Origin of the sequence: Klebsiella sp. HMSC09D12, assembly GCF_001808475.1 — a bacterium.
In the GTDB taxonomy this organism is placed as follows: Bacteria; Pseudomonadota; Gammaproteobacteria; order Enterobacterales; family Enterobacteriaceae; genus Klebsiella; species Klebsiella oxytoca.
Map to the genome: position 1 here is coordinate 143,478 of NZ_KV793429.1, position 24,522 is coordinate 167,999.

Genomic DNA, 24,522 nt, shown 5'->3' on the forward strand with positions numbered 1-24,522 from the left:
CTCGATTGCTACATGGAGGCGGGCGCATTATAGCTACTTTCCTGCATTAACCACATCCCCCAAGGCACTTTTTTACTGCGAAAACTGGACTTTACAGAACCTTCTGAAACATTCCCTTGCAAAATCCGTGGCTTACACTTTTACACACTCTTTCAGGCTACCGGGATCACATAAAACAAGAAACGTAATTTGATTATGAGATATCGCAATTCATCTTACAGCACGGATGGTTTACAAAGCATGTAACCGGTACCAACCCGCGGTAGCGCTGAGAGAAGAGTGTGCGATGAAAGATCATATTTTGTCCGTCAAAGAGAAGATTGGCTATGGCATGGGCGATGCCGCTAGCCACATCATTTTCGATAACGTCATGTTGTATATGATGTTTTTCTATACCGATATCTTTGGTATCCCTGCCGGCTATGTCGGTACCATGTTCCTGCTGGCCCGCGCGCTGGACGCGATATCCGACCCTTGCATGGGGCTGCTGGCCGACCGTACCCGCAGCCGCTGGGGAAAATTCCGCCCGTGGATACTGTTTGGAGCGATTCCGTTCGGTCTCGTGTGCGTACTGGCCTACAGCTCGCCGGACCTGAGTCATAACGGCAAGCTGATATACGCCGCGGTAACCTACACGCTGCTGACCCTGCTCTACACCGTGGTCAACATCCCTTACTGCGCGCTGGGCGGAGTCATTACCGACAATCCGACGCAGCGCATCTCACTGCAGTCCTGGCGCTTTGTGCTGGCGACGGCGGGCGGTATGCTCTCCACCGTCCTGATGATGCCGTTGGTGAATTTTATCGGCGGCGAAGATAAAGCGTTTGGTTTCCAGGGCGGCATCGCTGTGCTCTCGGTGATCGCGTTCCTGATGCTGGCGTTTTGCTTCTTCACTACCAAAGAGCGCGTCGAAGCGCCGCCGAGCTCTACCTCGATGCGGGAAGACCTGCGCGATATCTGGCGCAACGATCAGTGGCGAGTGGTTGGCCTGCTGACCATTCTCAATATTCTCGCGGTCTGCGTTCGCGGCGGCGCGATGATGTACTACACCACCTGGATTATGGGATCCGCGGGTCTGTTCACCGCCTTCCTCACCACCTACTGCGTCGGCAACCTGATTGGCTCGGCGCTGGCGAAGCCGCTTACCGACTGGAAATGCAAAGTCAGCGTTTTCTGGTGGACCAATGCTCTGCTGGCGGCGCTGAGCGTGGCGATGTTCTTCGTGCCGATGGACGCCGAAATCACCATGTTCGCCTTTATCTTCGTAATTGGCGTGCTGCATCAGCTGGTGACGCCGATTCAGTGGGTGATGATGTCCGACACCGTCGACTACGGCGAATGGTGTAACGGCAAACGCCTGACCGGCATCAGCTTTGCGGGCACCCTGTTCGTGCTCAAGCTGGGCCTGGCGCTGGGCGGCGCGCTGATTGGCTGGATGCTGGCGGGCGGCGGTTACGATGCCGCGGCCAAAACCCAGAACAGCGCCACTATCACCATCATCATCTCATTGTTCACCCTTGCTCCGGCGGTCTGCTACCTGCTGAGCGCGGTTATCGCGAAACGCTACTACACCCTGAAAACGCCGTTCCTGAAAAAGATGATGGCGGAACTGGCTCAGGGCGCGCGCCGCAACGAACACGACTTCACTTCAGCGCCGACAGGCAAAGAATTGCAAAACTAAGAGGAAGCTATTCATGAAAATCAGTGATGGAAACTGGCTTATTCAACCAGGGCTCAATCTGATCCAACCCGTGCAGGTCTATGAGGTTGAGCAGCAAGGTAACGAGATGGTCGTCTATGTGGCGTCTCGCGAAGTTCGCGAACGCGCCGCCCAGCTGGACGTTCCGCTCTTTACCGTGCGCTTCTTCTCCCCACAGGAAGGGGTGATTGGCGTACGCATGGAGCACTTCCAGGGCGCGTTGAACAACGGCCCGCATTACCCGCTGAACGTGCTGAAAGACGTGAACGTGGAGATTAATAATGGCGCTGAATATGCCGAGCTGAAAAGCGGCAATTTGACCGCACGCGTCATGAAAGGCGATTTCTGGTCGCTGGATTTTCTGCGCGACGGCGTGCGTATTACCGGTAGCCAGCTGAAAAATGACGGCTACGTGCAGGATACCAAAACAAATCGCAACTATATGTTCGAGCGTCTGGATCTCGGCGTCGGCGACACCGTTTATGGCCTCGGCGAGCGCTTTACCGCGCTGGTGCGTAACGGCCAGACGGTCGAAACCTGGAACGAAGACGGCGGCACCAGTACCGAACAGTCGTATAAAAATATCCCGTTCTACCTGACTAACCGCGGCTACGGCGTGCTGGTGAATCATCCTGAGCGCGTCTCTTTCGAAATCGGCTCCGAAAAAGTCTCGAAGGTGCAGTTCAGCGTCGAAGGGGAATACCTGGAGTACTTCGTCATCGACGGCCCGACTCCGAAAGAGGTGCTGAACCGCTATACCCGGTTTACCGGGCGTCCAGCGCTGCCGCCAGCCTGGTCCTTCGGCCTGTGGCTGACCACCTCGTTTACCACCAACTACGATGAAGCGACGGTTAACAGCTTTATTGACGGTATGGCAGAGCGCAACCTGCCGTTGCACGTGTTCCATTTCGACTGTTTCTGGATGAAAGCCTTCCAGTGGTGCGATTTTGAGTGGGATCCGGTGACCTTCCCTGACCCGGAAGGGATGATTAAACGCCTGAAAGAGAAAGGACTGAAGGTCTGCGTGTGGATCAACCCGTATATCGGCCAGCGTTCACCGGTGTTTAAAGAGCTCCAGGAGAAAGGCTATCTGTTGAAACGTCCGGATGGTTCATTGTGGCAGTGGGATAAATGGCAGCCGGGCCTGGCGATTTATGACTTCACCAATCCGCAAGCCTGCCAGTGGTATGCCGACAAGCTGAAAGGCCTGGTGGCGATGGGCGTAGACTGCTTCAAAACCGACTTCGGCGAGCGTATTCCGACCGACGTGCAGTGGTTTGATGGTTCCGATCCGCAGAAAATGCACAACCACTACGCCTTCATCTATAACGAGCTGGTGTGGAACGTGCTGAAAGAGACCGTTGGCGAGAAAGAAGCGGTGCTGTTCGCTCGTTCCGCCTCGGTGGGCGCGCAACAGTTCCCGGTGCACTGGGGCGGCGACTGCTACGCCAACTATGAATCGATGGCGGAAAGCCTGCGCGGCGGCCTGTCGATCGGCATGTCCGGTTTTGGGTTCTGGAGCCACGATATCGGCGGCTTCGAAAACACCGCGCCCGCCCACGTCTACAAGCGCTGGTGCGCCTTCGGCCTGCTGTCGAGCCACAGCCGTCTGCACGGCAGCAAATCCTATCGTGTGCCATGGGCCTACGATGACGAGTCCTGCGACGTGGTGCGCCACTTCACGCAGCTGAAATGCCGCATGATGCCGTATCTGTACCGTCAGGCGGCGCTGGCCAACGAGTTCGGTACGCCGATGCTGCGTTCGATGATGCTGGAGTTCCCGCACGACCCGGCCTGCGACTATCTGGACCGGCAGTACATGCTGGGGGATTCGGTGCTGGTGGCGCCGGTGTTTAGCGAAACGGGCGACGTCCAGTTCTGGCTGCCGGAAGGCCGCTGGACCCATCTGTGGCACAACGATGAAGCGCAGGGCAGCCGCTGGCATAAGCAGAATCATGATGTGCTGAGCCTACCGGTGTACGTGCGTGACAACACCCTGCTGGCGTTGGGCAACAATGACCAGAAACCGGACTACGCGTGGAATGAAGGCACCGCCTTCCAGCTGTTTAATCTCGAAGATGGGCGCGAAGCGGTCAGCCAGGTGCCGGCAGCGGACGGGTCGGTGGTCTTTACCCTGAAGGCGAAACGCCAGGGCAATGTCATTACCGTCAGCGGTGACGGCGAGGCCAGCGGCTGGACGCTGTGCCTGCGCAATATCCAGCAGGTAGCGAGCGTGCAGGGCGGTGTTCAGGCAGGCAGTGAGCTGGGCGTGGTGGTGACCGCGCAGGGCAATGCGTTGACCATCACGCTGTAAGTTTTTGCTTCCTGAAGCACGGGTTCACAGCCATCTGCGGACCCGTAGCCCGGACAAGGCGCGACAGGCGCCGCCTCCGGGATACAGGCGCAATGTAGCTTCAGGTTATCCTCCCCGGTGGCGCGACGCTTACCGGGGCTACAGGCTATGCCCTCTTCGTTTGCGGAGAGGGTTTTTTTATTCCATTTCTTCTGAAAAAGTAACGTTCATTTCATTCTGGTGATTCAGCCCACAGACACTCGCGCCGTCAGGTGATAGCGTAGTTTACCGCTGAGAGGAGCCCGGAATGGATTTAGAAAACATCTTTCGTGACGTTAAGCTAAGCAAAACCGAAATGACCGTGCTGCGTTTTATTCAGAATGACCCTGAGCAATGCGTACGCGAGGGCATCCGCGCCGTCGCGGAACACTGTTATAGCAACCCTTCCTCGCTAGTGCGGCTGGCGAAGAAACTGAAATTCAGCGGCTGGCTGGAGCTGGTCTATTTTATTAAATTCAATATCACCATGCCGAAACTCGATGTCACCAACGATATCGACTACATGAGCATTCAGCCGATAGAGCGGATAACTCCTCTACTGGAAAGCCTGCAACATCATCGCATTTTGATTCACGGCAGCGGCTTTTCGCAGCTGATCGCCCAGTATATTTACAATAAATTTTTGGTGACCGGGGTAAACGCCAGCCTGGCGCTGTGGCCGGATTACGAAATTCTTGAGCAGAAGAACGCCGCCAAATTTGATTCGATCTGGATTATTTCCAAATCCGGGCGCAGCAGTTCGGCGCTGAACTGGGTGAAGGCGCTGGAAGGGAAGAAGATTAATCTGGTCTGCTTCACCGGGGATTATCAAAGCCCGCTGGCGCAGGCGGCGGATACGGCGTTTATTATTCACGACCCGCAGAAATTCGATGATGATATTTACTGGAGCAACCCGTTTTTTGGCTACTGCATACTCGGGTTTGAGCGGCTGCTGAAGATGTGGTTTACACACACGGGGAGCCCCGGAGGCGGCGCCTGAGGCGCCTGGTCGGGCTACCGCCCCGCAGACGGTGGTCAAACCGTAGCCCGGTCAGCGCAGCGCCACCGGGAGGAGTGCGGTGGCGCGAGGGTGGGATTATTGCCAGTCGGCGAACTGCTTATCATCGAGATAAGCTTCAACAAGCGCTTTTGCCAGCGAATAAGAGCCGACCAGCGGATGCGCCATCAGCGCCCGTACCGCCAGTGACTTATCCCGCTGCAGAATCGCCGCCACCGCCAGCCGCTCATACTCCTTTACGCTGGCGATCATGTTTTTCTGCGCTGTCGGCACATGCTTCGGCGTCACCGGCTTCAGGCCCTCTTTACTGAGATCGCAGCTGATTTCAATCACGTCGTCCGGGCGCAGGAAGTCCAGCGTGCCGTTGTTGGGCATCGACACCACAATACGCTTGGTGGTGGTGCTGTTGACCGCCTCCAGAATATCCAGCGCCACCCCTGCGTAGCCGCCGGTATCCGGCTCCTCGATAAACTGCTTTAAGGTTAACGGCTCGCGGGTATGGAATTTTTCCTGCTGCGACTCGTTCTGCATATAGCTATTTTCCCGGCGCAGATAGTGCTTCATCCAGATGGTAAACGCCGCTTCCGGGTTGGCTTTCACATCCACGGTCCGCAGCTCTTCGCGCATATCGTGATTGATACGGGCAATCTGCTCGCCGCGGGTTTCCGCTGCGTTCTGAATCGCTTTTAAAGCCACTTCTCGATAGTAGTAGTAGTAAAGATATTCATTAAGCAGTTGCTTATCGCATAGCTGAACCAGCTCCGGCGAAAAATACTGCATCGCCGTCTTACGATACAGCTCAGGACTGGTAATCAGGCGCTCGGTGACATCCTCGCCGCTTACGGTGAAGTGGGTAAACCAGGAGAAGTGGTTCAACCCGTAGCACTCAACGCCGAGATCGCGCTCGTCGCAGCCGAGGATTGCCGGCAGCTCGCGAATCAGCTCCGACGGCGCGTCGCAGATGCCGTACACCCGGCGCTTAAAGCCGGATTTGATAATCGCCTCGGTGACCAGCCCTGACGGGTTGGTGAAGTTAAAAAGAATAGCGTCTTCGGCGGCGTGCTCTTCAATCAGGCGGCAGTAGTGAAGAATCGCCGGAATGGAACGCATCGCCATGGCGAAACCGCCAGCGCCGGTGGTCTCCTGGCCCAGGGTGTTGTGCTGCAGGGCGATACGCTCGTCGCGAATGCGACTCTCATCGCCGCCTACCCGCAGGGTGGTGATGACATAGTGGCTATTTTTGAGTGCCGGCACCGGGTCGCTGGTTACGCTGAAGTGAATATCCGGGCGAATCGTATTAAACACATAGCGGGCGATTTCGCCAAAAATTGCCAGATTCTCAGCGGAGCTGTCGAGAAATACAACTTCCGTTAAACCAATGCGGTGCGCGTTATATGCCAGAGATTTTGCCAGGAACGCAGAGCGAACGCCGCCCCCGCCTAATACGGTTAATTTCATAAACAACTCCTAATTAATTTTCTGCTAGCCAGCTATCAACCCGGGAACGGACCTGTCCCACTTTGACGCCGTAAATAACCTGAACTTCATTTCGATTTCGTACTACGCCGTTTGCACCGGTGCTTTTTAATATTGCATCATCAACTAAATCCATATTGTGAATAGCGACGCGCAGGCGGGTAAAACAGTTGTCGACGGAAATAATATTCGCTTTGCCGCCTAAGCCATTAATAATCTCGTTGGTCACCGACTGCGGTTCGCCCATTTTTTTACGATAATCAGCTTTGCTATATAACTTCACGTTTTCATCGTCTTCACGGCCCGGCGTTTTGAGATTCAACTTAACGACCAGCGTGCGGAAGATAACGTAGTAGACGGCGAACTGGCCGATCCCGATGAGCACGTAGCCGGGCCAGCGGGTCAGGGCGACCGGCAGCGGCAGGTTGTAAATCAGAAACTCAATCAGCCCCGAGGCGCCCCACGGACGGACGGTAAAGATGTCGCAAATCGCCTGCGAAGCTGCGGTTAAGGTAGCATGGATCACCCACAGCAGCGGGGAAACGAACAGAAAGGTAAACTCAATCGGCTCGGTGATACCGGTGAGCATGGAGGTGATAATGGCCGGTAGCAGAATCGCTTTAGCCATCATTTTTTTCTCCGGTTTCGCCGTATGGTAGAACGCCAGCGAGGCGCCGGCCAGGCCGAAGATGGTGGTCATCCCCTGCTGTGAGAAACGCAGCGCCTCGTTCATCACCGGCGTCAGATCCGGGTGACGCATATAGGCGAGGAAAATCGCCTGGGTTCCGGAGACTATCTGCCCGTCGACGTTCAGCGTGCCGCCGATTTGCGTGAGCTGGAACGGCGACCAGACGAAGTGGTGCAGGCCGGTGGGGATGAGGAATTTTTCAAAGAAGCCGTAAACGAAGACCCCCGCCACGCCGGCGTTTTTCATAAAGCCGGTCAGCGCCGCGATGCCGTGGGTCATAAACGGCCAGATCCAGGTAAAAGCGATGGCGTAGAAAATGATGACCGGCGTCATCGCCACCAGCGTCAGCTTGGCCCCGCCGTACATGGAGAGCGCGCCGGGTAGCTCAATAGTCGATACTTTGTTATGCACCCAGGCGATGGTGCAGCCGAGAATAATGCCGAGGAAAACCCCCATATCGACCACCACAAAGCCCAGCAGTTGGGTTTGCCCGGTGCCGTAATATTCGCCGTTAATTTTTTCCGCCAGGCCGTGAGTATGCTCCAGCCAGGAGTGGTTGGCGCCAAGAAACATAATAAAACACATCACTGAAACCAGCGCGACTTCGGTTTTTTTATCTTTTGCCAGGCCATAGCTGATGCCGACGCAAAAGAGTAATCCCAGATTGCCGAATAAAGGCCAGAAGGTATCGCCGAGTAGCTGTCCAAGCTGGTGTAAAAAGCTGGTCTCTGAAATTAATGTTGGGTTGGTTAAGACTGAGCTGAGTGCCAAAATTAAGCCGATGACCGGCAAGAACAATACTGCACCGATCATTGCTCTGGAGAATTTTTGCATATTCTCCAGAATACGTTGACGTATTACGGACATGGTCGTTCCTTTATTTTTGTATACCCGTCATACTTCAAGTTGCTTATGTGTTAGCTACGCTCGCTCACCCCAGTCACATAGTTATCTATGCTCCTGGGGACTCACTCCCTTGCTGCCTTTAAGCAACTCGAATTATTTTGGGTATAGGTTCAGGGACTTTAATTATTTTTTTCGCTTCCAGTATTTTTGTTATAGCAAGTCCGCTATTTGAAAGGAACAGGTTGCGGAAAATAGGTACAAATAGCCGCTAAATGGCAACAGGTTTCACCATTAAGGATATTATATGACCCTCACCCCAAACCTCTCCCTGAAAGGGAGAGGGGGTCGATCGGTGTGGGCATAAAAAATAAAGAGTGCAGAGGGCGGTTCCCTCTCCCCGGCGGGGAGAGGGTTAGGGTGAGAGGAAACTAGGGGGTAGAAATTATCGGAGCAGAAGGAGCCTGAGCGCTGGTAACTTCACCGTTGCGCATGACCTGCGCTACCTGCTGTTTCTCCATATTGACTGCGCTGAGCTGACCGTTAACGGTTGGCTTCAGCGGCGCATCTGGCAGCACGCTGCCGGTCGCCGTTAGCTGGAGATTGCCATCGCCGGATATCGGCAGCGCTGGCCAGCCCCAGGCCTGCAAAATATTTAGCGGCACGCCGCGACCGCTCAGGCTCAGGTTGACCTGACGCTGCGGAAGCTGCGACACCGCCGCGGTGGCTTGCAGGATCCCACGCTCGGTAAAGGCGCTGAGCTCGTTAACGTTCACCGTTGAGGCATTGGCGCTCAGCTTCAGCGACGGGCGGCGGACATCAATACGATTAAAGGTCGCGGCGGCGGCGTTCAGCGTCGCGCTACCGTTCCACACGCCCCAGCTGCGGTTTTTCACCAGCTGCAGCTCGCCGCCGTAGCCGTCGAGCGCGGTGATTTGCCACGGGAACGCCGGTTCAACATCGATAATGAGGTTGCGGCTGGCGCTGAACTTTCTCAGCGTCAGGCTTTGCAGCCACTCGGGTAGCGGCGCCATCCATAGCTGCTTCCAGTTGGTCGGCAGCGTATATTCCAGTCCGGCGAACGCGGTGTCGTCCAGCACCAGGGCATGGCCGGCGCGCAGCCAGTTGCCGGACGTGCGCACCATCCCGCCCTCCCAGCGTGAGGTGAACTGGCGCAGCGCGATACCCTGCGGGGAGAATCCGGCGTTAAGGATTGGGTCGAGGAAGTGCAGCGAACCGTAAATAAACTCGTTGGCGTTCATCGACAGCGTGCCATCCTGGCTTTGCCAGTCGCCGCGGCTCAGGGTCAGGTTGCGCAGATTAAGGTCGAGGCCAGCGATCGCCCAGTCAGGCCCCTGCAGGCTGGCGTCGGTCACGTCAAGGCGGCCAATCTGCAGCGAGGGCAGGGTGGTCAGCGGCGTGAAAAAGTCGGCGAGTGATTTATCGCTTTGCAGACGGATCTCGTTGAGGCGCAAATTATCGACCTGCCAGCCGCCGTCGGCGCTGCGTTTTGCCGTGCCGGTGAGCGTGCCGCGAGCGACGTCCGCCCCGAGGGTCGAGAGCGTCACTTCGCCGTTATCGATATTCCCCTGAATCAGCACGTTGCTGGCTTCAATACCGTTGAGCGTCATCGACCCGGCGCTCATCTGAATTTGCGTTTTCTTGCCCAGCACATTACCCGCTTCCGGCGCCCACGGGCTGACGCCGCCGGTGACGCGCTGCGCGCTCAGATCCCAGTCGCTCTCCGGGCTGTTGAACGCCATATTGCGCAACCGGAGACGATCGGCGGCGAACGGCAGCGCTGCGGAAGAAGGGGAGAAGTTTAGCGTACCGTCGCTGAGAATGATTTCGTCAGCATGCAGCGGGTCGCTAAACTGGCGGCTGCTAAATCCGATATCCACGGTTTGCGCCACCAGCGTGGCGGGTTTGCCGTCGCGACCGAGGGTGACGTTTTGCAGCTGCAGGTGCAGTGGCGAAGAGAAATTATGGTCCATTTTGTTGAAAGAGACCTTCCAGCCGGTACCGTCGCTTAGCCAGGCGCTGGCCTGACGCCCTCCCCACTGGGTTTGCAGCAGGAAATAAGCGGCAATAATCACTACCAGCAGAGCAATCAGCAGCCAGAGAATCAGCTTTCTGAGAAATTTCATGATCTTCGATCCTGAGCGAGGCACATAAGGCTGTTATGCCCGAATTATGCGCAATCCTCAAGACAGGAATTGTGTAATGAGATGATGTGAGGTTGATGATGTTTGCGCTCCGGCCGACGTTGCGCGGCCGGAGCATCAGAGAGGATCAGTTTTTCTCTGGCGGGAAAATCAGATTCAGAACAATCGCCGTGATACCGCCGGCGGCGATACCGGAGGAGAGCAGATTCTTCAGCCAGTCAGGGGCGAACTGCAGGATCAGCGGCTGCTGGGAAACGCCAAGGCCGACGGCCAGCGACAGGGCGATAATCAGGATCGCGCGGCGGTTCAGCGGCTCGCGGGAGACGATACGCACGCCGGAGGCGGCAATGGTGCCGAACATCACCAGCGTTGCGCCGCCAAGCACCGGCTCAGGAATATGCTGCACGAAGCCGCTCACCGCCGGGAACAGGCCGAGCACGATCAGCATCAGCGCGACCACAAAACCAACATAGCGGCTGGCGACGCCGGTCAACTGAATCACGCCGTTGTTCTGGCCAAAGCAGGAGTTCGGGAAGGTGTTGAATACTGCCGAAACAAACGAGTTCAGACCGTTGGCCAGCACGCCGCCCTTCAGACGCTTCATATATAGCGGGCCGGAAACCGGCTGCTCGGAAACGTCAGAGGTGGCGGTGATATCGCCGATGGTTTCCAGCGAGGTAATCATAAACACCAGCATCAGCGGCAGCAGCAGATTCCAGTCGATGCCCAGTCCGTAGTACAGCGGCGTGGGAACCATAATCAGGCTGCTTTCCGTCGGTGCGGTATTGGTCGGCAGCATATCGAGTAGCCATGCCGCCAGGTATCCGGCCGCCATCGCGATAACCAGCGAAGCGATGCGCAGATACGGGTTGCGCTGGCGGTTAAGGATAATAATCAGCGCCAGCACGATCCCCGCCAGCAGCAGGTTTTTTGGCGCGCCGAAGGTGTGGTCGGCCATGGCGGCATAGCCCCCGCCGATGGAGGTCAGGCCAACCTGAATCAGCGACAGGCCGATAATCATTACCACTACGCCGGAGACCAGCGGAGTGATTATGCGGCGGGCGAGATGCAGAACGCGCGAGAGAACCATCTCCGTGCAGCTGGCCAGCATCAGGGTGCCGAACAGCGCGGCCATCATGGTCGGAACATCGGCGCCGCCGGTTTTCAGCGCGGTTCCGCCCATAATCAGCGGAGCGACGAAGTTAAAGCTGGTGCCCTGAATCGAAAGCAGACCAGAACCCACCGGGCCCCAGGCTTTAATTTGAATGATGGATGCCACGCCGGAGGCGAACAGGGACATGCTGATGATGTGTTGTGTATCCTGAGCCGGGAGGCCCAGAGCCTGACAAATTAACAGCGCCGGAGTGATAACCGCGACAAACATCGCCAGCAGGTGCTGGAACGCGGCGAACAGCGTTTGCGGTAGCGGCGGGCGGTCTTCAAGGCGGTAGATTAATTCGCTGGTTTGCTTATGCGCAACCGGTTGCGCATTTTCTGATTCTGCGGTGTTAACGGACATCACAACAATCCCAAAGGTGGCAAAGCGGGGATTTTATCGGACTGTAGACCAAAAGCAAACGTTTGCCACTCTTTAGCGGCAAATATTTATGCAGGGAATAGGTGTCAAATATTTATTAACATTTTGTATGCTTGATCGCATCATTATCCCTACAAAATATCTTTTCCTGTCCTTTTTTCCGTACTTCTGCTTAAAATCCCTTCCCGATTACTCATGATGAGAAGCAATCGACACCGGGAATTTCGTCGCGTGTGAATGGATCATGCGCCTATAAGGAGCTCTTTTTATGTTTCATCTCGATACCTTATCGACGCTCGTTGCCGCAACATTAGTGTTGCTACTAGGTAGAAAACTCGTTCAAACCGTCCCTTTCCTGAAGAAATACACCATTCCTGAGCCCGTTGCGGGCGGTCTGCTGGTCGCTCTGGCGCTGCTGGTATTAAAGAAAAGCATGGATATCGAAATTGATTTCGATATGAGCCTGAAAGACCCGCTGATGCTGGCTTTCTTCGCCACTATCGGCCTGAATGCCAACCTCGCCAGCCTGCGCTCTGGCGGCAAAGTGGTGGGGACATTCCTGATCGTGGTGGTGGGGCTGCTGCTGCTGCAAAACGCCCTCGGTATCGGCATGGCGAAGCTGCTGGGCCTCGACCCGCTGATGGGGCTGCTGGCCGGTTCGATTACCCTTTCCGGCGGCCACGGTACCGGCGCGGCGTGGAGTAAACTGTTTATTGAGCGCTATGGCTTTGTCAACGCCACCGAAGTGGCTATGGCTTGCGCAACCTTCGGTCTCGTTCTTGGCGGCCTGATCGGCGGGCCGGTGGCGCGCTATCTGGTCAAACACTCTTCATCACCGGACGGCACGCCGGACGATCAGCTCGCGCCGACCGCGTTTGAAAAGCCGGATATGGGGCGCATGATCACGTCGCTGGTGCTGATTGAGAGCATCGCGCTGATCGCCATCTGTTTGACGGTAGGGAAGATCGTTGCGCAACTGTTGGCGGGGACCGTATTCGAACTGCCTACCTTCGTTTGCGTGCTGTTTATCGGCGTTATCCTCAGCAATAGCCTGTCAGCACTTGGCCTGTACCGCGTATTCGACCGCGCGGTGTCGGTGCTGGGTAACGTCAGCCTGTCGCTATTCCTGGCGATGGCCCTGATGAGCCTCAAGCTGTGGGAGCTGGCGTCGCTGGCGCTGCCGATGATTGCCATTCTGGCGGTGCAGACGATAGCAATGGCGCTGTATGCGGTGTTTGTGACCTATCGAATGATGGGTAAAAACTACGATGCCGCGGTGCTGGCCGCCGGCCACTGTGGTTTCGGCCTCGGCGCGACGCCGACGGCGATTGCCAATATGCAGGCGATTACCGATCGTTTCGGTCCGTCGCATATGGCGTTTCTGGTGGTGCCGATGGTGGGGGCGTTCTTTATCGATATCGTTAACGCGCTGGTGATTAAGCTCTATCTGCTGCTGCCGGTATTTGGCTGATAAAAACCCGGAGGCGGTGCGCTACGGGATTATGCGGTCTGCGGGCTGTAGCCCAGGTAAGGCGTATACGCCGCAACCCGGGGATACTCCGGGATTCATGACTCGGCGTGGCTTCTCGCCGGCTGGCGCTGCGCTTAGCCGGGCTACGGGGTGTGCGGTCTGCGGGTTGTATCCCGGCTAAGGCGTTTACGCCGCCAGCCGGGAATACCTCAACAATCTTACGCTTCGTCGTGCTCTTCCCACGCCAGCGCGCGTTTTACCGCCTTCTTCCAGCCGCTGTAGCGATAGTTACGCTCGGTGGTTTCAATTCCCGGACGGAACTCGCGCTCGATAACGGCTTTCTCCTGCAGCTCATCCAGATTCTGCCAGAAGCCCACCGCCAGACCGGCCAGATAGGCTGCGCCCAGCGCCGTGACTTCGCGGACTTCCGGGCGTTCTACGCGGGTGCCGAGAATATCGGACTGGAACTGCATCAGGAAGTTGTTGGCGACCGCGCCGCCGTCAACGCGCAGGGCGTGCAGACGGATCCCGGAGTCAGCCTGCATCGCTTCCAGCACGTCGCGGGTCTGATAGGCGATCGATTCCAGCGTGGCGCGAATAATATGGTTGGAATTGACGCCGCGGGTCAGGCCGAAGATCGCCCCGCGGGCATACGGGTCCCAGTAAGGCGCGCCGAGCCCGGTAAACGCCGGAACCACGTACACGCCGTTGGTATCCTTCACTTTGGTGGCGAAATATTCGGAATCGAACGCGTCGCTAATCAGCTTCATCTCATCGCGCAGCCACTGAATGGAGGCGCCCGCCATAAATACCGCGCCTTCCAGCGCATAGTTCACTTCACCGCGCGGGCCGCAGGCGATAGTCGTCAGCAGGCCGTGCGTTGATGCCACCGCTTTCTCGCCGGTATTCATCAGCATAAAGCAGCCGGTGCCGTAGGTGTTTTTCGCCATCCCCTCTTTAACGCACAGCTGGCCGAATAGCGCCGCCTGCTGGTCGCCCGCGATGCCGGCGATCGGAATACGCGTGCCGCCCTTACCGCCGATGTTGGTCTGGCCGTACACTTCGGAAGATTTGCGCACTTCCGGCAGCATGGCGCGCGGAATATCCAGCGCGTCGAGCATTTTGTCGTCCCAGTCCAGTTCGTGGATATTGAACAGCATGGTACGCGAGGCGTTGGTGTAGTCGGTAACGTGAACGCGTCCCTGGGTCATTTTCCAGATAAGCCAGGTGTCTACGGTGCCGAACAGCAGCTCGCCGCGTTTTGCGCGCTCGCGCGCACCTTCGACGTGGTCAAGGATCCACTTCACTTTGGTTCCGGAGAAGTAGGGGTCAACCACCAGGCCAGTTGCCTTACGGATGTACTCTTCCATGCCGTCGCGCTTGAGCTGTTCGCAGATCTCGGCGGTACGGCGGCACTGCCAGACGATGGCGTTATAAATCGGCTTACCGGTTTCGCGCTCCCACACGATGGCGGTTTCACGCTGGTTGGTAATGCCGATCGCGGCGATTTCATCGGAACTGATATCGGCCTTTGCCAGCACTTCAACCAGCGTAGAGCTTTGCGATGCCCAGATTTCCATCGGGTCGTGCTCAACCCAGCCTGGACGCGGATAAATTTGTTCGAATTCTCGCTGAGAGACGCTGACGATATTGGCATCGTGATCCATTACCACGGCGCGGGAGCTGGTGGTGCCCTGGTCGAGCGCTACGATATATTTTTTGTCGGTCATAGTATGAGTCCCGTAGTCAGATTACAGCGAAGCTTTGTGTTGTGTCGTAGAGGGAGATGCGGCTTCTTTCTCTTCAACGACGCAGGTGTCGCAAGGCAGGTGGCGGCCAATCAGCTTGCGGTAGCAGAATGCGCCCAGCGCAGCACCGACGATTGGCGCACACAGCGGCACCAGAAAATAAGGAATATCTTTACCGCCGGTGAAGGCGACGTTGCCCCAGCCTGCCAGCCAGGCGAAGGCTTTCGGTCCGATATCACGCGCCGGGTTCATGGCGAAGCCGGTCAGCGGGCCCATGGATGCGCCAATGACGGCGATCAGCAGACCAATCAGCAGCGGCGCCAGCGGGCCGCGCGGCACGCCGTTGCCATCATCGGTCAGCGCCAGAATGACGCCCATCAGGATAGCGGTAATCACCATTTCTACCGCGAAGGCCTGCACAAAATTGATATGCGGGTTTGGATAGGTAGAGAAAATACCCGCCAGCTCAAGACTTTCGACGCTACCGCGCACCATATTGTGGGTATGTTCGAAATCGAAGAAAAGATTGTAATAAAGCCCGTAAACTAAAGCCGCAGCGCAAAAGGCGCCAGCGAATTGCGCAATGATAAAAGGAACAACTTTACGACCGTCAAAGCAGGCGAACAGCCACAGCGCGATGGTCACCGCCGGGTTAAGGTGCGCACCGGAAACCCCTGCGGTCAGGTAAATCGCCATGGCGACGCCCAGACCCCAGATGATGCTGATTTCCCACTGACCGAAGCTGGCTCCCGCGACCTTAAGCGCAGCGACGCACCCAACGCCGAAAAAGATCAACAACCCGGTACCGAGGAACTCTGCGATGCACTGGCCTTTTAGTGTTGATGTTTGGCTCATAATCGAATCCTGAAGCGAAGTGATGATTATTGTATGTGTGAAGGTCGCAGGCGACCACGCTGCCATGTAGGCATAGTGTTAATTTATCGTTAACGAACAAAAACGAGAAATATCGAAATTCAAATGTGTGTGCCTCGTCAAGAAAATGAGCGTTTTCGCGCCATAAACGCGTGTTCGGTCATTTGCAGGAGCGTTTCACCGCTCATTTTTTTAACGAGGTGATTAACAATTACGAAAAAGTACCGGGTAAAAGCGGCGAACGGACCAGGTAAAGACTGAAAAGTGTTGCAAACCGCAATCTACGCGGGTTGTCGCTGGACAGGGGCGGCGGGGCTTCATACAATCGACTACATCACCACTGTAGTGCGCTAATTTTCGTTAAGGCGTCAACGCGTATACGAAACGGACGGTTTCTATCAACGCCTTGCAAGTTCAGGAGAGGTATGACGATGTCATTAGAAGTGTTTGAGAAATTAGAATCTAAAGTTCAGCAGGCGATTGATACCATCACTCTGTTACAGATGGAAATCGAAGAGCTGAAAGAAAAGAACAATACGCTGGCGCAGGAAGTACAAAGCGCCCAGCATAGCCGTGAAGAGCTTGAGCGTGAAAACGGTCAGCTTAAAGAACAGCAGCAGGGCTGGCAGGATCGTCTGCAGGCGCTGCTGGGCCGTATGGAAGAAGTCTAATGCTTCCCGCCTCCTCCCGTTCGGGAGGAGGCAAACTCACCTCGCTCTATATACTCACAAGTTATAGCCAATCTTTTTTTATTCTTTAATCATCAGTCTGCTTTCTGGCACGCTTAATCCATCACAACACTACATATAGAGAGCGGTGCGATGAATAAGTGGGGCGTGGGGTTAACTCTGTTGCTGGCATCCGCCAGCGTTCTGGCAAAAGACATTCAGCTATTAAACGTTTCTTACGATCCGACGCGCGAGCTGTACGAACAGTACAACAAAGCCTTTAGCGCGCACTGGAAGCAAGAAACCGGCGACAACGTGGTGATTCGTCAGTCACACGGCGGCTCCGGCAAACAGGCGACCTCGGTGATCAACGGCATTGAAGCCGATGTTGTGACCCTTGCGCTGGCCTATGACGTCGATGCGATCGCCGAGCGTGGACGAATCGACAAAAACTGGCTGAAGCGTCTGCCGGATAACTCCGCGCCGTATACCTCAACCATCGTGTTCCTCGTACGTAAAGGTAACCCGAAGCAGATTCATGACTGGAACGACCTGATCAAACCGGGCGTGTCGGTGATTACCCCGAACCCGAAAAGCTCCGGCGGCGCGCGCTGGAACTATCTGGCGGCCTGGGGCTATGCCCTGCACCAGAACAACGGTGACCAGGCTAAGGCGCAGGAGTTCGTAAAAGCGCTGTTTAAGAACGTCGAAGTACTGGATTCCGGCGCCCGCGGTTCGACCAACACCTTTGTGGAACGCGGGATCGGCGATGTGCTGATTGCCTGGGAAAACGAAGCCCTGCTGGCGACCAACGAACTGGGTAAAGACAAATTCGAGATCGTCACCCCGAGCGAATCGATTCTGGCCGAGCCGACCGTTTCCGTGGTGGATAAAGTGGTCGACAAAAAGGGCACTCGCCAGGTGGCGGAAGCGTATCTGAAGTATCTCTACTCGCCGGAAGGCCAGGAGATTGCGGCGAAGAACTTCTATCGTCCGCGTGACCCTGAAATCGCGAAAAAATACGCGGATGAGTTCCCGAAACTGAAGCTGTTCACCATCGATGACGTGTTTGGCGGCTGGACTAAAGCGCAGAAAGAGCACTTCTCCAACGGCGGCACCTTTGACCAGATCAACCAGCGTTAAATAGCCTCTCCTTATCCCCGCTCGCGCTGCGCGTAGCGGGGCGACAACTCTTGTCGCCCGGGTAAGGCGTAAGCCGCGACCCGGGGCAGAGTAGTCTGGTAGCCCGCTCAGGCGCGTTAAGCACCGCTTCCGGCAAAACTCACCGTACCTCCTCTCGTTTTCATTTGGTCATCAAACTGCGCTACTCTTCCGTTTCTGGCTGAGACAGGAAAAAATAATGCGAAGAGTACGACACCTTTTTTTAGCGCTGGTGGTGGTGGTTGTGGCGGCGATGGCTGGCGGCTACTACTGGCTTCATTCCGGCAACCGTGACGCGTTGCGTCACATTGTTCTGCAACAGTGCGTCCCTCATCAACAGCAGAATCACAATCCCGCGCCCTGCGCGGAAGTGAACCTGAAGGGCGGCTATGTCCTGTTTAAGGACCGCAATGGCCCGCTGCAGTATTTGCTGATGCCAACCTACCGTATCAACGGCACTGAAAGCCCGCTGCTGCTTGAACCGCTGACGCCGAACTTCTTCTGGCAAGCCTGGCAGGGACGCGAAATCATGAGCCAGCACCGTGGCTCTGCCGTACCGGATGAGGCGGTCTCGCTGGCCATCAACTCGCGCAGCGGACGCACGCAAAATCATTTCCATATTCATATCTCCTGCCTGCGACCTGATGTGCGCCATCAGCTGGATAGCCAGGCTGCCGCTATCAGCAGCCGCTGGTTACCGCTGCCCGGTGGGCTCATGGGCCATGAATATCTGGCGCGCCGCGTAACCGAAACCGAACTGGCGCAGCGCAGTCCGTTCCTGATGCTGGCTGAAGAGGTGCCGGAAGCGCGAGACCATATGGGCCGTTTCGCGCTGGCGATGGCGAAGCAGAGCGACGGCTCGCTGCTGCTGCTGGCAACCGAGCGTAACCTGCTGACGCTGAATCGCGCATCGGCAGAAGAGGTTCAGGACCATAGCTGCGCCATTCTGACATCCCGTTAATTTTCTTTACGTTCCCGCCATTCATTATCTCCTTGATTCTTATCCCGGTTTAACGCCGGGGTAGGATCGGGTGCATAAAAATATGTGAAACCGATCAAAAGATATAAAGGTATACCTTTATATCTTTTTGAGGATGGTTACACTCTCTTCATAGCCTCCATTGCGTGTCGGACAGGCGGCTTATTTATAAAAACGTTTTTATTTCATGTAGTGACATCATTAATTGTTTCCTCTATTTGCGCGGCTAAGCGTAAAGGAATATCAACATGAAACTTTCTATCGTGGAAAAAATCGGCTTCGGCGCAGGAGATATGGCGATAAACGTTGTGATCATCGCCATGCAGCTGCTTCTCGCCTATTTTTATACCGATATCTACGGCCTGAGCGCCGCTGATGTTGGCGTACTTTTCGTGGTTGTGCGGATGATCGATGCCATTATCGATCCGGCCATGGGCGTTCTTACCGATAAGCTGAATACGCGCTGGGGACGCTATCGCCCGTGGCTGCTGTGGTTTGCCATCCCTTTTGGCTTCGCCGTTTATTTAATGTTTATCACGCCTGATATGGTTTATATGGCTAAGCTGGCGTGGGCCTATGGCACCTATATTCTGATGACCCTGGTCTATACCGCTATCACTATTCCCTATATCTCGATGATTGGCGTGATTACCAGCGATCCCGTGGAACGGCTAAGCGCAAACGGCTATCGCTTTGTGATGACCAAAATTGCCGCTTTTCTGGTGACTATTGTCGTCCCGATGCTTGCCGTCTGGCTTGGGCAGGGCAACAAGGCCCTGGGTTACCAGTTTTCTATGGGGCTAATGGGCGCGATGGGGGCCCTGCTGTTTATCTTCTGTTTTCTCACCACTCGTGAACGTAGCGAGCCGGAAATTACTTCGCTATCGGTAGGAAAGCAGTTTAAGTATCTGTTACGTAACGATCAGTGGATTATTCTTGGGGTTGTTATTTTACTGCTGATGTGCGGTTACGTTATTCGCGGTTCCGTCGCGGCCTATTATGCCAAATATTATCTTAATGGCGGCGATAGCCTGATTTCACCTTTTCTGACTACCGGTGTTGTCGCCTCTATTCTGGCGATGATCGCCACCACCTGGATAACTAAATTCTGGGATAAGATTAAGATGTTCCGCTACACCCAGATTATTACCTTTGTACTAAGCGCGCTGATGTATTTCTTCGTCGGGCGTGAAAATCTTATCCTGGCATTTACGTTCTATTTTCTTATTAATTTCTTCTGCGATATGCAAATGCCGGTGTTCTGGTCCTCTATCGCCGAAGCGGTGGATTATGGCGAAAAGAAAACCGGGCTGCGGGTATCCGGCCTCGCGTTTGGCGGCATCCTCTTCTTCCAGAAGTTTGGTATGGGGATCGCGGGGGGCGTACTGGGATTTCTGCTGAGCCACTTTGGCTATCAGGCCGACGTTGAACAGAGCGCGCGTTCGCTCACCGGTATTGCGCTGATGATGACGCTCATTCCGGCCCTTTTCCATCTTGCGGTTGGGCTGCTTATGAAAAAGTATCTGATTAATAACGAATATTATCGTGATATTCAGCTAGCCCTTGCGCAAAAACAGGCATAAGGAGGCGTAAATGAATGCCATGAATAAGGTTTGGGCGATCGGCGACGCCTCCGTAGACCTCGTACCGGAAAAACAGAACAGCTACCTGAAATGTCCCGGAGGCGCTTCGGCGAACGTGGGGGTCTGCGTTGCCAGGCTGGGCGGAACGTGCGGTTTTATCGGCTGCCTTGGCGACGATGACGCCGGGCGTTTCCTGCGCCAGGTTTTTCAGGATAACGGCGTCGATGTCTCTTCGCTGCGGCTGGATGCGAGCCTGACCAGCGCGGTACTGATCGTCAATCTGACGGCTGACGGCGAGCGCAGCTTTACCTATCTGGTACATCCGGGGGCTGATACCTTCGTTTCACCTCAGGATCTGCCGACGTTCAGAAAATACGAATGGTTTTACTTTAGCTCCATTGGTCTCACCGACAGCCCCGCTCGCGAGGCATGCCTTGAGGGCGCGCGAAGAATGCGGGAGGCCGGCGGCTACGTTCTGTTTGATGTCAACTTGCGCAGCAAGATGTGGCGCAATGCCGCTGAGATCCCTGACCTGATCGCCCGCTCCGCTGCGCTGGCGTCTATCTGCAAAGTCTCGGCAGATGAGCTGTGTCAGCTGAGCGGCGCCAGCCACTGGCAGGATGCGCGGTATTACATGCGCGATCTGGGCTGCGATACCACCATCATTTCGTTGGGGGCCGAAGGGGCGTTGCTCATCACCGCCGAGGGAGAGTTCCTTTTTCCTGCCCCGCGCGTGGAGGTCGTCGATACCACCGGAGCCGGTGATGCCTTTGTTGGCGGCCTGCTGTTCACGCTTTCCCGCGAAAACCACTGGAATCATGCCCTGCTGGCGGAGGCGATCAGCAATGCCAACGCCTGCGGAGCGATGGCGGTGACGGCAAAAGGGGCAATGACTGCTCTGCCGTTTCCCGACCAGCTCAATACTTTTCTGTCCAGCCGTTCGCTGGCACAAGCCATGACCGTGAAATAAGGAGTCATCATGCACGTTGATCAAAACAAAATACTGGGATGCCTGGTGGGTGCCGCCGCCGCGGACGCGATGGGCGCGGCGACGGAAGTACGGACTCAGCAGCAAATTAAGGACTATTTCGGCGGCTGGGTGACGACCTTTCAAAAACCGCCAGCGGATACGTTTGGTCGCTGTAACGAAGCGGGTATGTGCACGGATGATTTTATTCAGGCGAAATACATTATGGACGCGCTGCTGCGCCACCAGCGCCAGGTCAGCGATGAGGCGATGCGCGAAGCCTTTCAGCAGTGGCTGGATTACCCTTACTACGCCAACTTTACCGGCCCGACAACGCGTGCGGCAATGAAAGCGATATTCAATGACCATCGTGCCTCTTTGCAGGGTGATCTTGAAGGCGAAAAGCAGTCGGTACAGATTATTAATAAGGGAAACGCGGAAGCCACCAACGGCGCCGCCATGAAGATTTGGCCTGCGGCGGTACTGCATCCGGGAGATATTGATGCGGCGATTCACTGCGCGCTGCAGATTTGCCGCTTTACGCATAATAACGTGCTGGCGATGTCCGGCGCAGCGGCGATGGCGGCGGCAACCAGCGAAGCGTTACGATCGCAGACCAATGCGGACACCATTATTGCCGCCGGTATTTATGGCGCGCAAAGAGGCTATCTGCTGGCGCAGGATCAAGGGGCGATGATGGTGGCAGGCCCATCCGTTGCCCGACGCATCGAACTGGCCGTGGCTATCGGTCAACGGCATCGTCATTGGGAAACGGCGGTGGTGGAACTTGCCGATATTATTGGTTCCGGGCTGCACGTCAGTGAAGCCGTACCGGCGGCCTTTGGCCTGTTCGCGTGTTGTCCGAATTCTGCCGTAGATGCTATTATCTCCGGCGTTAATATCGGCAATGATACTGATACTGTCGCTACCATGGTTGGAGCGATTTCCGGCGCATTCCATGGCGTGGAGGCTTTTCCCGCCGATTATTTAACGACCGTGGATCGTATGAATCATTTCGATTTGGCACAACTGGCCAGGCAAATCGCAGGGTAGCGAATTCACCCTGCCGGGGACGGTAAAACGTCCCCTGCTGGCGAAGACGTGAGGTGCGCAGTTTGCAGGTTGATAAAACGAGCTTTACTCCGCTTTATAAGCAACTATTTTTTATCATCTGTCAGCAGATTCAGAATGGGTCCTTGCCGTTAGGCAGCCAGCTGCCGACGCAAAAAGAGGTTGCCAGAGCCTATAACGTCTCGCTCATCGTGGTTAAACAGGCCTGGAGCGAATTAATCAATGCGGGCATTATTTCGTCCCAGCGCGGAAGCGGATCGGTAGTGTGCTCTGTGCCGGAGGGAGTAAGCTACGGCCACACGTTTCGCGGCATTACCAGCGATCTTCAGGATGCCAGCGTCGAGATAGAGAACCGTATTCTTGAGATCGCGCCGCGTCGCGCGCGTGACGCTCAGGCAGATGGTTTGAGCCTGCCCGCCCATCATCATTATCTCTATATCTCGCGTATTCGTTGCCTGAACAATCGCCCGTTTAACCATGAAAAGATCTATCTCGATCTTAGCTTCTTTCCCAATCTGCAGCTCACGCCAGAGGCGCTGGAACATACGTCGCTTTATTCGCTATTAAACGTCACCAGTGACTCGGCGACTGAAAAGGTGGAGGCGATCTTACCTTCCGCCGACCTGTGCGAAAAGCTGCAGATTGCGGCGAATAAACCACTATTATCTGTCGCCAGACAGACGTTTCAGGCCGGGCATAACAGCCCTTTCGAATATTGCCGCTATTACGTGCTGTCGGAATACTTTGGCGAAATTCATTATCACTAATCTGCCCGCACCAGAGTTGTCATAACCCCCACTATATCTGGCGTTTACCTGCCCTGTTGTCCGTCGTATTCTTGCTGAAAAAACCGACAGGAGACAGGTATGTCGCTCTGGTTGTCCCATCCTCTGTTCCTTCCTTCAATTATCGTTGGCCTCACTATCCTGCTTTGGGCGACATCGCTCCTGCCGGAGTTTATGACCGCGCTGCTGTTTTTTGCCGCAGCGATGATCGCTAAAATCGCGCCGCCGGAGGTGATTTTCGGCGGCTTCGCGTCGTCGGCATTCTGGCTGGTGTTCAGCGGCTTTGTGCTGGGGATCGCTATCCGCAAAACCGGGCTGGCGGACAGGGCGGCACGGGCGCTTTCGTCGCGTCTGACGGATTCCTGGCCGCTGATGGTCGGCAGCGTGGTGCTGCTCAGCTATGCGCTGGCGTTTGTGATGCCGTCCAATATGGGGCGCATCGCGCTGCTGATGCCGATTGTGGCGGCAATGGCCAGGCGTGCCGGTATTGAAGAGGGAACGCGCCCCTGGTTTGGCCTGGCGCTGGCGGTGGGGTTCGGTACCTTCCAGCTGTCTGCCACTATCCTGCCCGCCAACGTCCCGAATCTGGTGATGAGCGGCGCGGCGGAGGGATCGTACGGTATCCATCTGAATTATCTGCCCTATTTACTGCTGCATACGCCGGTGCTCGGCTGGCTCAAGGGGGCGGCGCTGATCGTGCTGATATGCTGGCTGTTCCCGGGGAAACCGCACCCGCCGCGCGATCTGTCGCCGCTGCCGCCGATGAGCCGCGATGAGAAGCGCCTTGCCTGGCTGCTGGTCGTGGTGCTGACGCTCTGGGTTACGGAGAGCTGGCACGGCATAGGGCCAGCCTGGACGGGGTTGGCGGCGGCGGTGATAACGCTGCTGCCGCGAGTCGGTTTTATCAGCGGCGAGGAGTTTTCCAGCGGCGTGAACATCCGCACCTGTATTTACGTCGCCGGAATTTTGGGGCTGGCAATCACCGTGACCCAGACCGGGATCGGCGGTGTGGTGGGGAATGCCCTGCTGCAGATTATGCCGCTGGATAAAGAGAGCCCGTTTACCAGCTTTCTCGCGCTGACCGGTATTACCAGCGCGCTAAACTTTATTATGACCGCGAACGGCGTACCGGCGCTGTATACCACTTTCGCACAGAGCTTCTCCGATGCGACCGGCTTCCCGCTGCTGAGCGTGATTATGATTCAGGTGCTGGGATACTCCACGCCGCTGTTGCCGTATCAGGCGTCACCGATTGTAGTGGCGATGGGGCTAGGGAAAGTACCTGCACGCGCGGGAATGCTGCTGTGTATTGCGCTGGCGGCGGTGAGCTATTTAATTCTGCTGCCGCTGGACTATCTGTGGTATCAGGCGTTGGGCAAACTGTAGCCTGTTTCGTTCGGGGATTTTCCCGGAGGCGGCGCTGCGCACCTGTCCGGGCTACCAGGCACTCCCCGGTTG

At 56.0% G+C, this 24,522-nt stretch carries 18 protein-coding genes; 12 read left to right on the top strand and 6 right to left on the bottom strand.

Going from position 1 to position 24,522, the window contains the following annotated elements; genetic code table 11:
* Positions 1-286: 286 nt before the first annotated feature.
* The 3 genes from HMPREF3178_RS06855 (at position 287) to HMPREF3178_RS06865 (ending at position 5,031) form a co-directional block, all read left to right on the top strand.
* Complete coding sequence (locus tag HMPREF3178_RS06855; protein ID WP_004106990.1) at positions 287-1,681, top strand: glycoside-pentoside-hexuronide family transporter; 1,395 nt, start codon at positions 287-289, stop codon at positions 1,679-1,681.
* Between the two features lie 13 nt (positions 1,682-1,694).
* Positions 1,695-4,013 carry an alpha-xylosidase gene (gene yicI, locus HMPREF3178_RS06860; RefSeq protein WP_017145223.1) on the top strand — a complete coding sequence of 773 codons (2,319 nt, stop codon included), beginning with the start codon at positions 1,695-1,697 and terminating at the stop codon, positions 4,011-4,013.
* Between the two features lie 286 nt (positions 4,014-4,299).
* The gene (locus HMPREF3178_RS06865) at positions 4,300-5,031 is read left to right on the top strand and encodes a MurR/RpiR family transcriptional regulator (RefSeq protein ID WP_017145224.1); all 732 of its coding nucleotides are present in this window, start codon (positions 4,300-4,302) and stop codon (positions 5,029-5,031) included.
* A gap of 96 nt (positions 5,032-5,127) precedes the next feature.
* Here the strand turns inward: HMPREF3178_RS06865 and HMPREF3178_RS06870 are convergent, their stop codons facing one another.
* The 4 genes from HMPREF3178_RS06870 to HMPREF3178_RS06885 all read right to left on the bottom strand — a co-directional run bounded on the left by HMPREF3178_RS06870 (position 5,128) and on the right by HMPREF3178_RS06885 (position 11,740).
* Positions 5,128-6,507 carry a family 4 glycosyl hydrolase gene (locus HMPREF3178_RS06870; RefSeq protein ID WP_017145225.1) on the bottom strand — a complete coding sequence of 460 codons (1,380 nt, stop codon included), beginning with the start codon at positions 6,505-6,507 and terminating at the stop codon, positions 5,128-5,130.
* 13 nt (positions 6,508-6,520) lie between these two features.
* Complete coding sequence (locus HMPREF3178_RS06875; RefSeq protein WP_004106980.1) at positions 6,521-8,080, bottom strand: PTS transporter subunit EIIC; 1,560 nt, start codon at positions 8,078-8,080, stop codon at positions 6,521-6,523.
* Between the two features lie 407 nt (positions 8,081-8,487).
* Complete coding sequence (locus HMPREF3178_RS06880) at positions 8,488-10,203, bottom strand: AsmA family protein (RefSeq protein ID WP_017145226.1); 1,716 nt, start codon at positions 10,201-10,203, stop codon at positions 8,488-8,490.
* Positions 10,204-10,348: 145 nt separating this feature from the next.
* Positions 10,349-11,740: a nucleobase:cation symporter-2 family protein gene (locus HMPREF3178_RS06885; RefSeq protein WP_004106976.1), complete on the bottom strand. Its 1,392-nt coding sequence runs from the start codon at positions 11,738-11,740 to the stop codon at positions 10,349-10,351.
* 286 nt (positions 11,741-12,026) lie between these two features.
* On the opposite strand from HMPREF3178_RS06885, the gene gltS reads away from it, so the two are divergent.
* Positions 12,027-13,229, top strand: a complete 1,203-nt coding sequence (gene gltS / locus HMPREF3178_RS06890; RefSeq protein WP_004116504.1) for a sodium/glutamate symporter — start codon at positions 12,027-12,029, stop codon at positions 13,227-13,229.
* 218 nt (positions 13,230-13,447) lie between these two features.
* On the opposite strand, the gene glpK is transcribed toward gltS, so the two are convergent.
* A complete protein-coding gene (glpK, locus tag HMPREF3178_RS06895; protein WP_004106971.1) occupies positions 13,448-14,959 on the bottom strand; it encodes a glycerol kinase GlpK in 1,512 nt (503 codons plus the stop codon).
* 21 nt (positions 14,960-14,980) lie between these two features.
* Positions 14,981-15,832, bottom strand: coding sequence for an MIP/aquaporin family protein (locus HMPREF3178_RS06900; RefSeq protein ID WP_004106970.1), 852 nt, complete (start codon positions 15,830-15,832; stop codon positions 14,981-14,983).
* A 443-nt stretch (positions 15,833-16,275) separates the two neighbouring features.
* On the opposite strand from HMPREF3178_RS06900, the gene zapB reads away from it, so the two are divergent.
* The 8 genes from zapB to HMPREF3178_RS06940 all read left to right on the top strand — a co-directional run bounded on the left by zapB (position 16,276) and on the right by HMPREF3178_RS06940 (position 24,450).
* On the top strand, positions 16,276-16,521 hold the full coding sequence (gene zapB, locus HMPREF3178_RS06905) for a septal ring assembly protein ZapB (protein ID WP_009652751.1): 246 nt from the start codon (positions 16,276-16,278) through the stop codon (positions 16,519-16,521).
* A 150-nt stretch (positions 16,522-16,671) separates the two neighbouring features.
* On the top strand, positions 16,672-17,661 hold the full coding sequence (locus tag HMPREF3178_RS06910; protein ID WP_004106966.1) for a sulfate ABC transporter substrate-binding protein: 990 nt from the start codon (positions 16,672-16,674) through the stop codon (positions 17,659-17,661).
* Between the two features lie 217 nt (positions 17,662-17,878).
* Entirely contained in the window at positions 17,879-18,640 is a 762-nt protein-coding gene (locus HMPREF3178_RS06915; protein ID WP_017145228.1) for a CDP-diacylglycerol diphosphatase, read from the top strand.
* A 266-nt stretch (positions 18,641-18,906) separates the two neighbouring features.
* Positions 18,907-20,241, top strand: a complete 1,335-nt coding sequence (locus HMPREF3178_RS06920; protein ID WP_017145229.1) for an MFS transporter — start codon at positions 18,907-18,909, stop codon at positions 20,239-20,241.
* A gap of 10 nt (positions 20,242-20,251) precedes the next feature.
* Positions 20,252-21,211 (top strand): aminoimidazole riboside kinase, encoded by a 960-nt coding sequence (locus tag HMPREF3178_RS06925; RefSeq protein WP_017145230.1) that lies wholly within the window; start codon positions 20,252-20,254, stop codon positions 21,209-21,211.
* 9 nt (positions 21,212-21,220) lie between these two features.
* The gene (locus HMPREF3178_RS06930; protein ID WP_004106952.1) at positions 21,221-22,261 is read left to right on the top strand and encodes an ADP-ribosylglycohydrolase family protein; all 1,041 of its coding nucleotides are present in this window, start codon (positions 21,221-21,223) and stop codon (positions 22,259-22,261) included.
* A gap of 62 nt (positions 22,262-22,323) precedes the next feature.
* Positions 22,324-23,046: a GntR family transcriptional regulator gene (locus HMPREF3178_RS06935; RefSeq protein ID WP_004106944.1), complete on the top strand. Its 723-nt coding sequence runs from the start codon at positions 22,324-22,326 to the stop codon at positions 23,044-23,046.
* A 99-nt stretch (positions 23,047-23,145) separates the two neighbouring features.
* Entirely contained in the window at positions 23,146-24,450 is a 1,305-nt protein-coding gene (locus HMPREF3178_RS06940) for an SLC13 family permease (RefSeq protein ID WP_004116479.1), read from the top strand.
* The last annotated feature ends 72 nt before the right edge of the window (positions 24,451-24,522 follow it).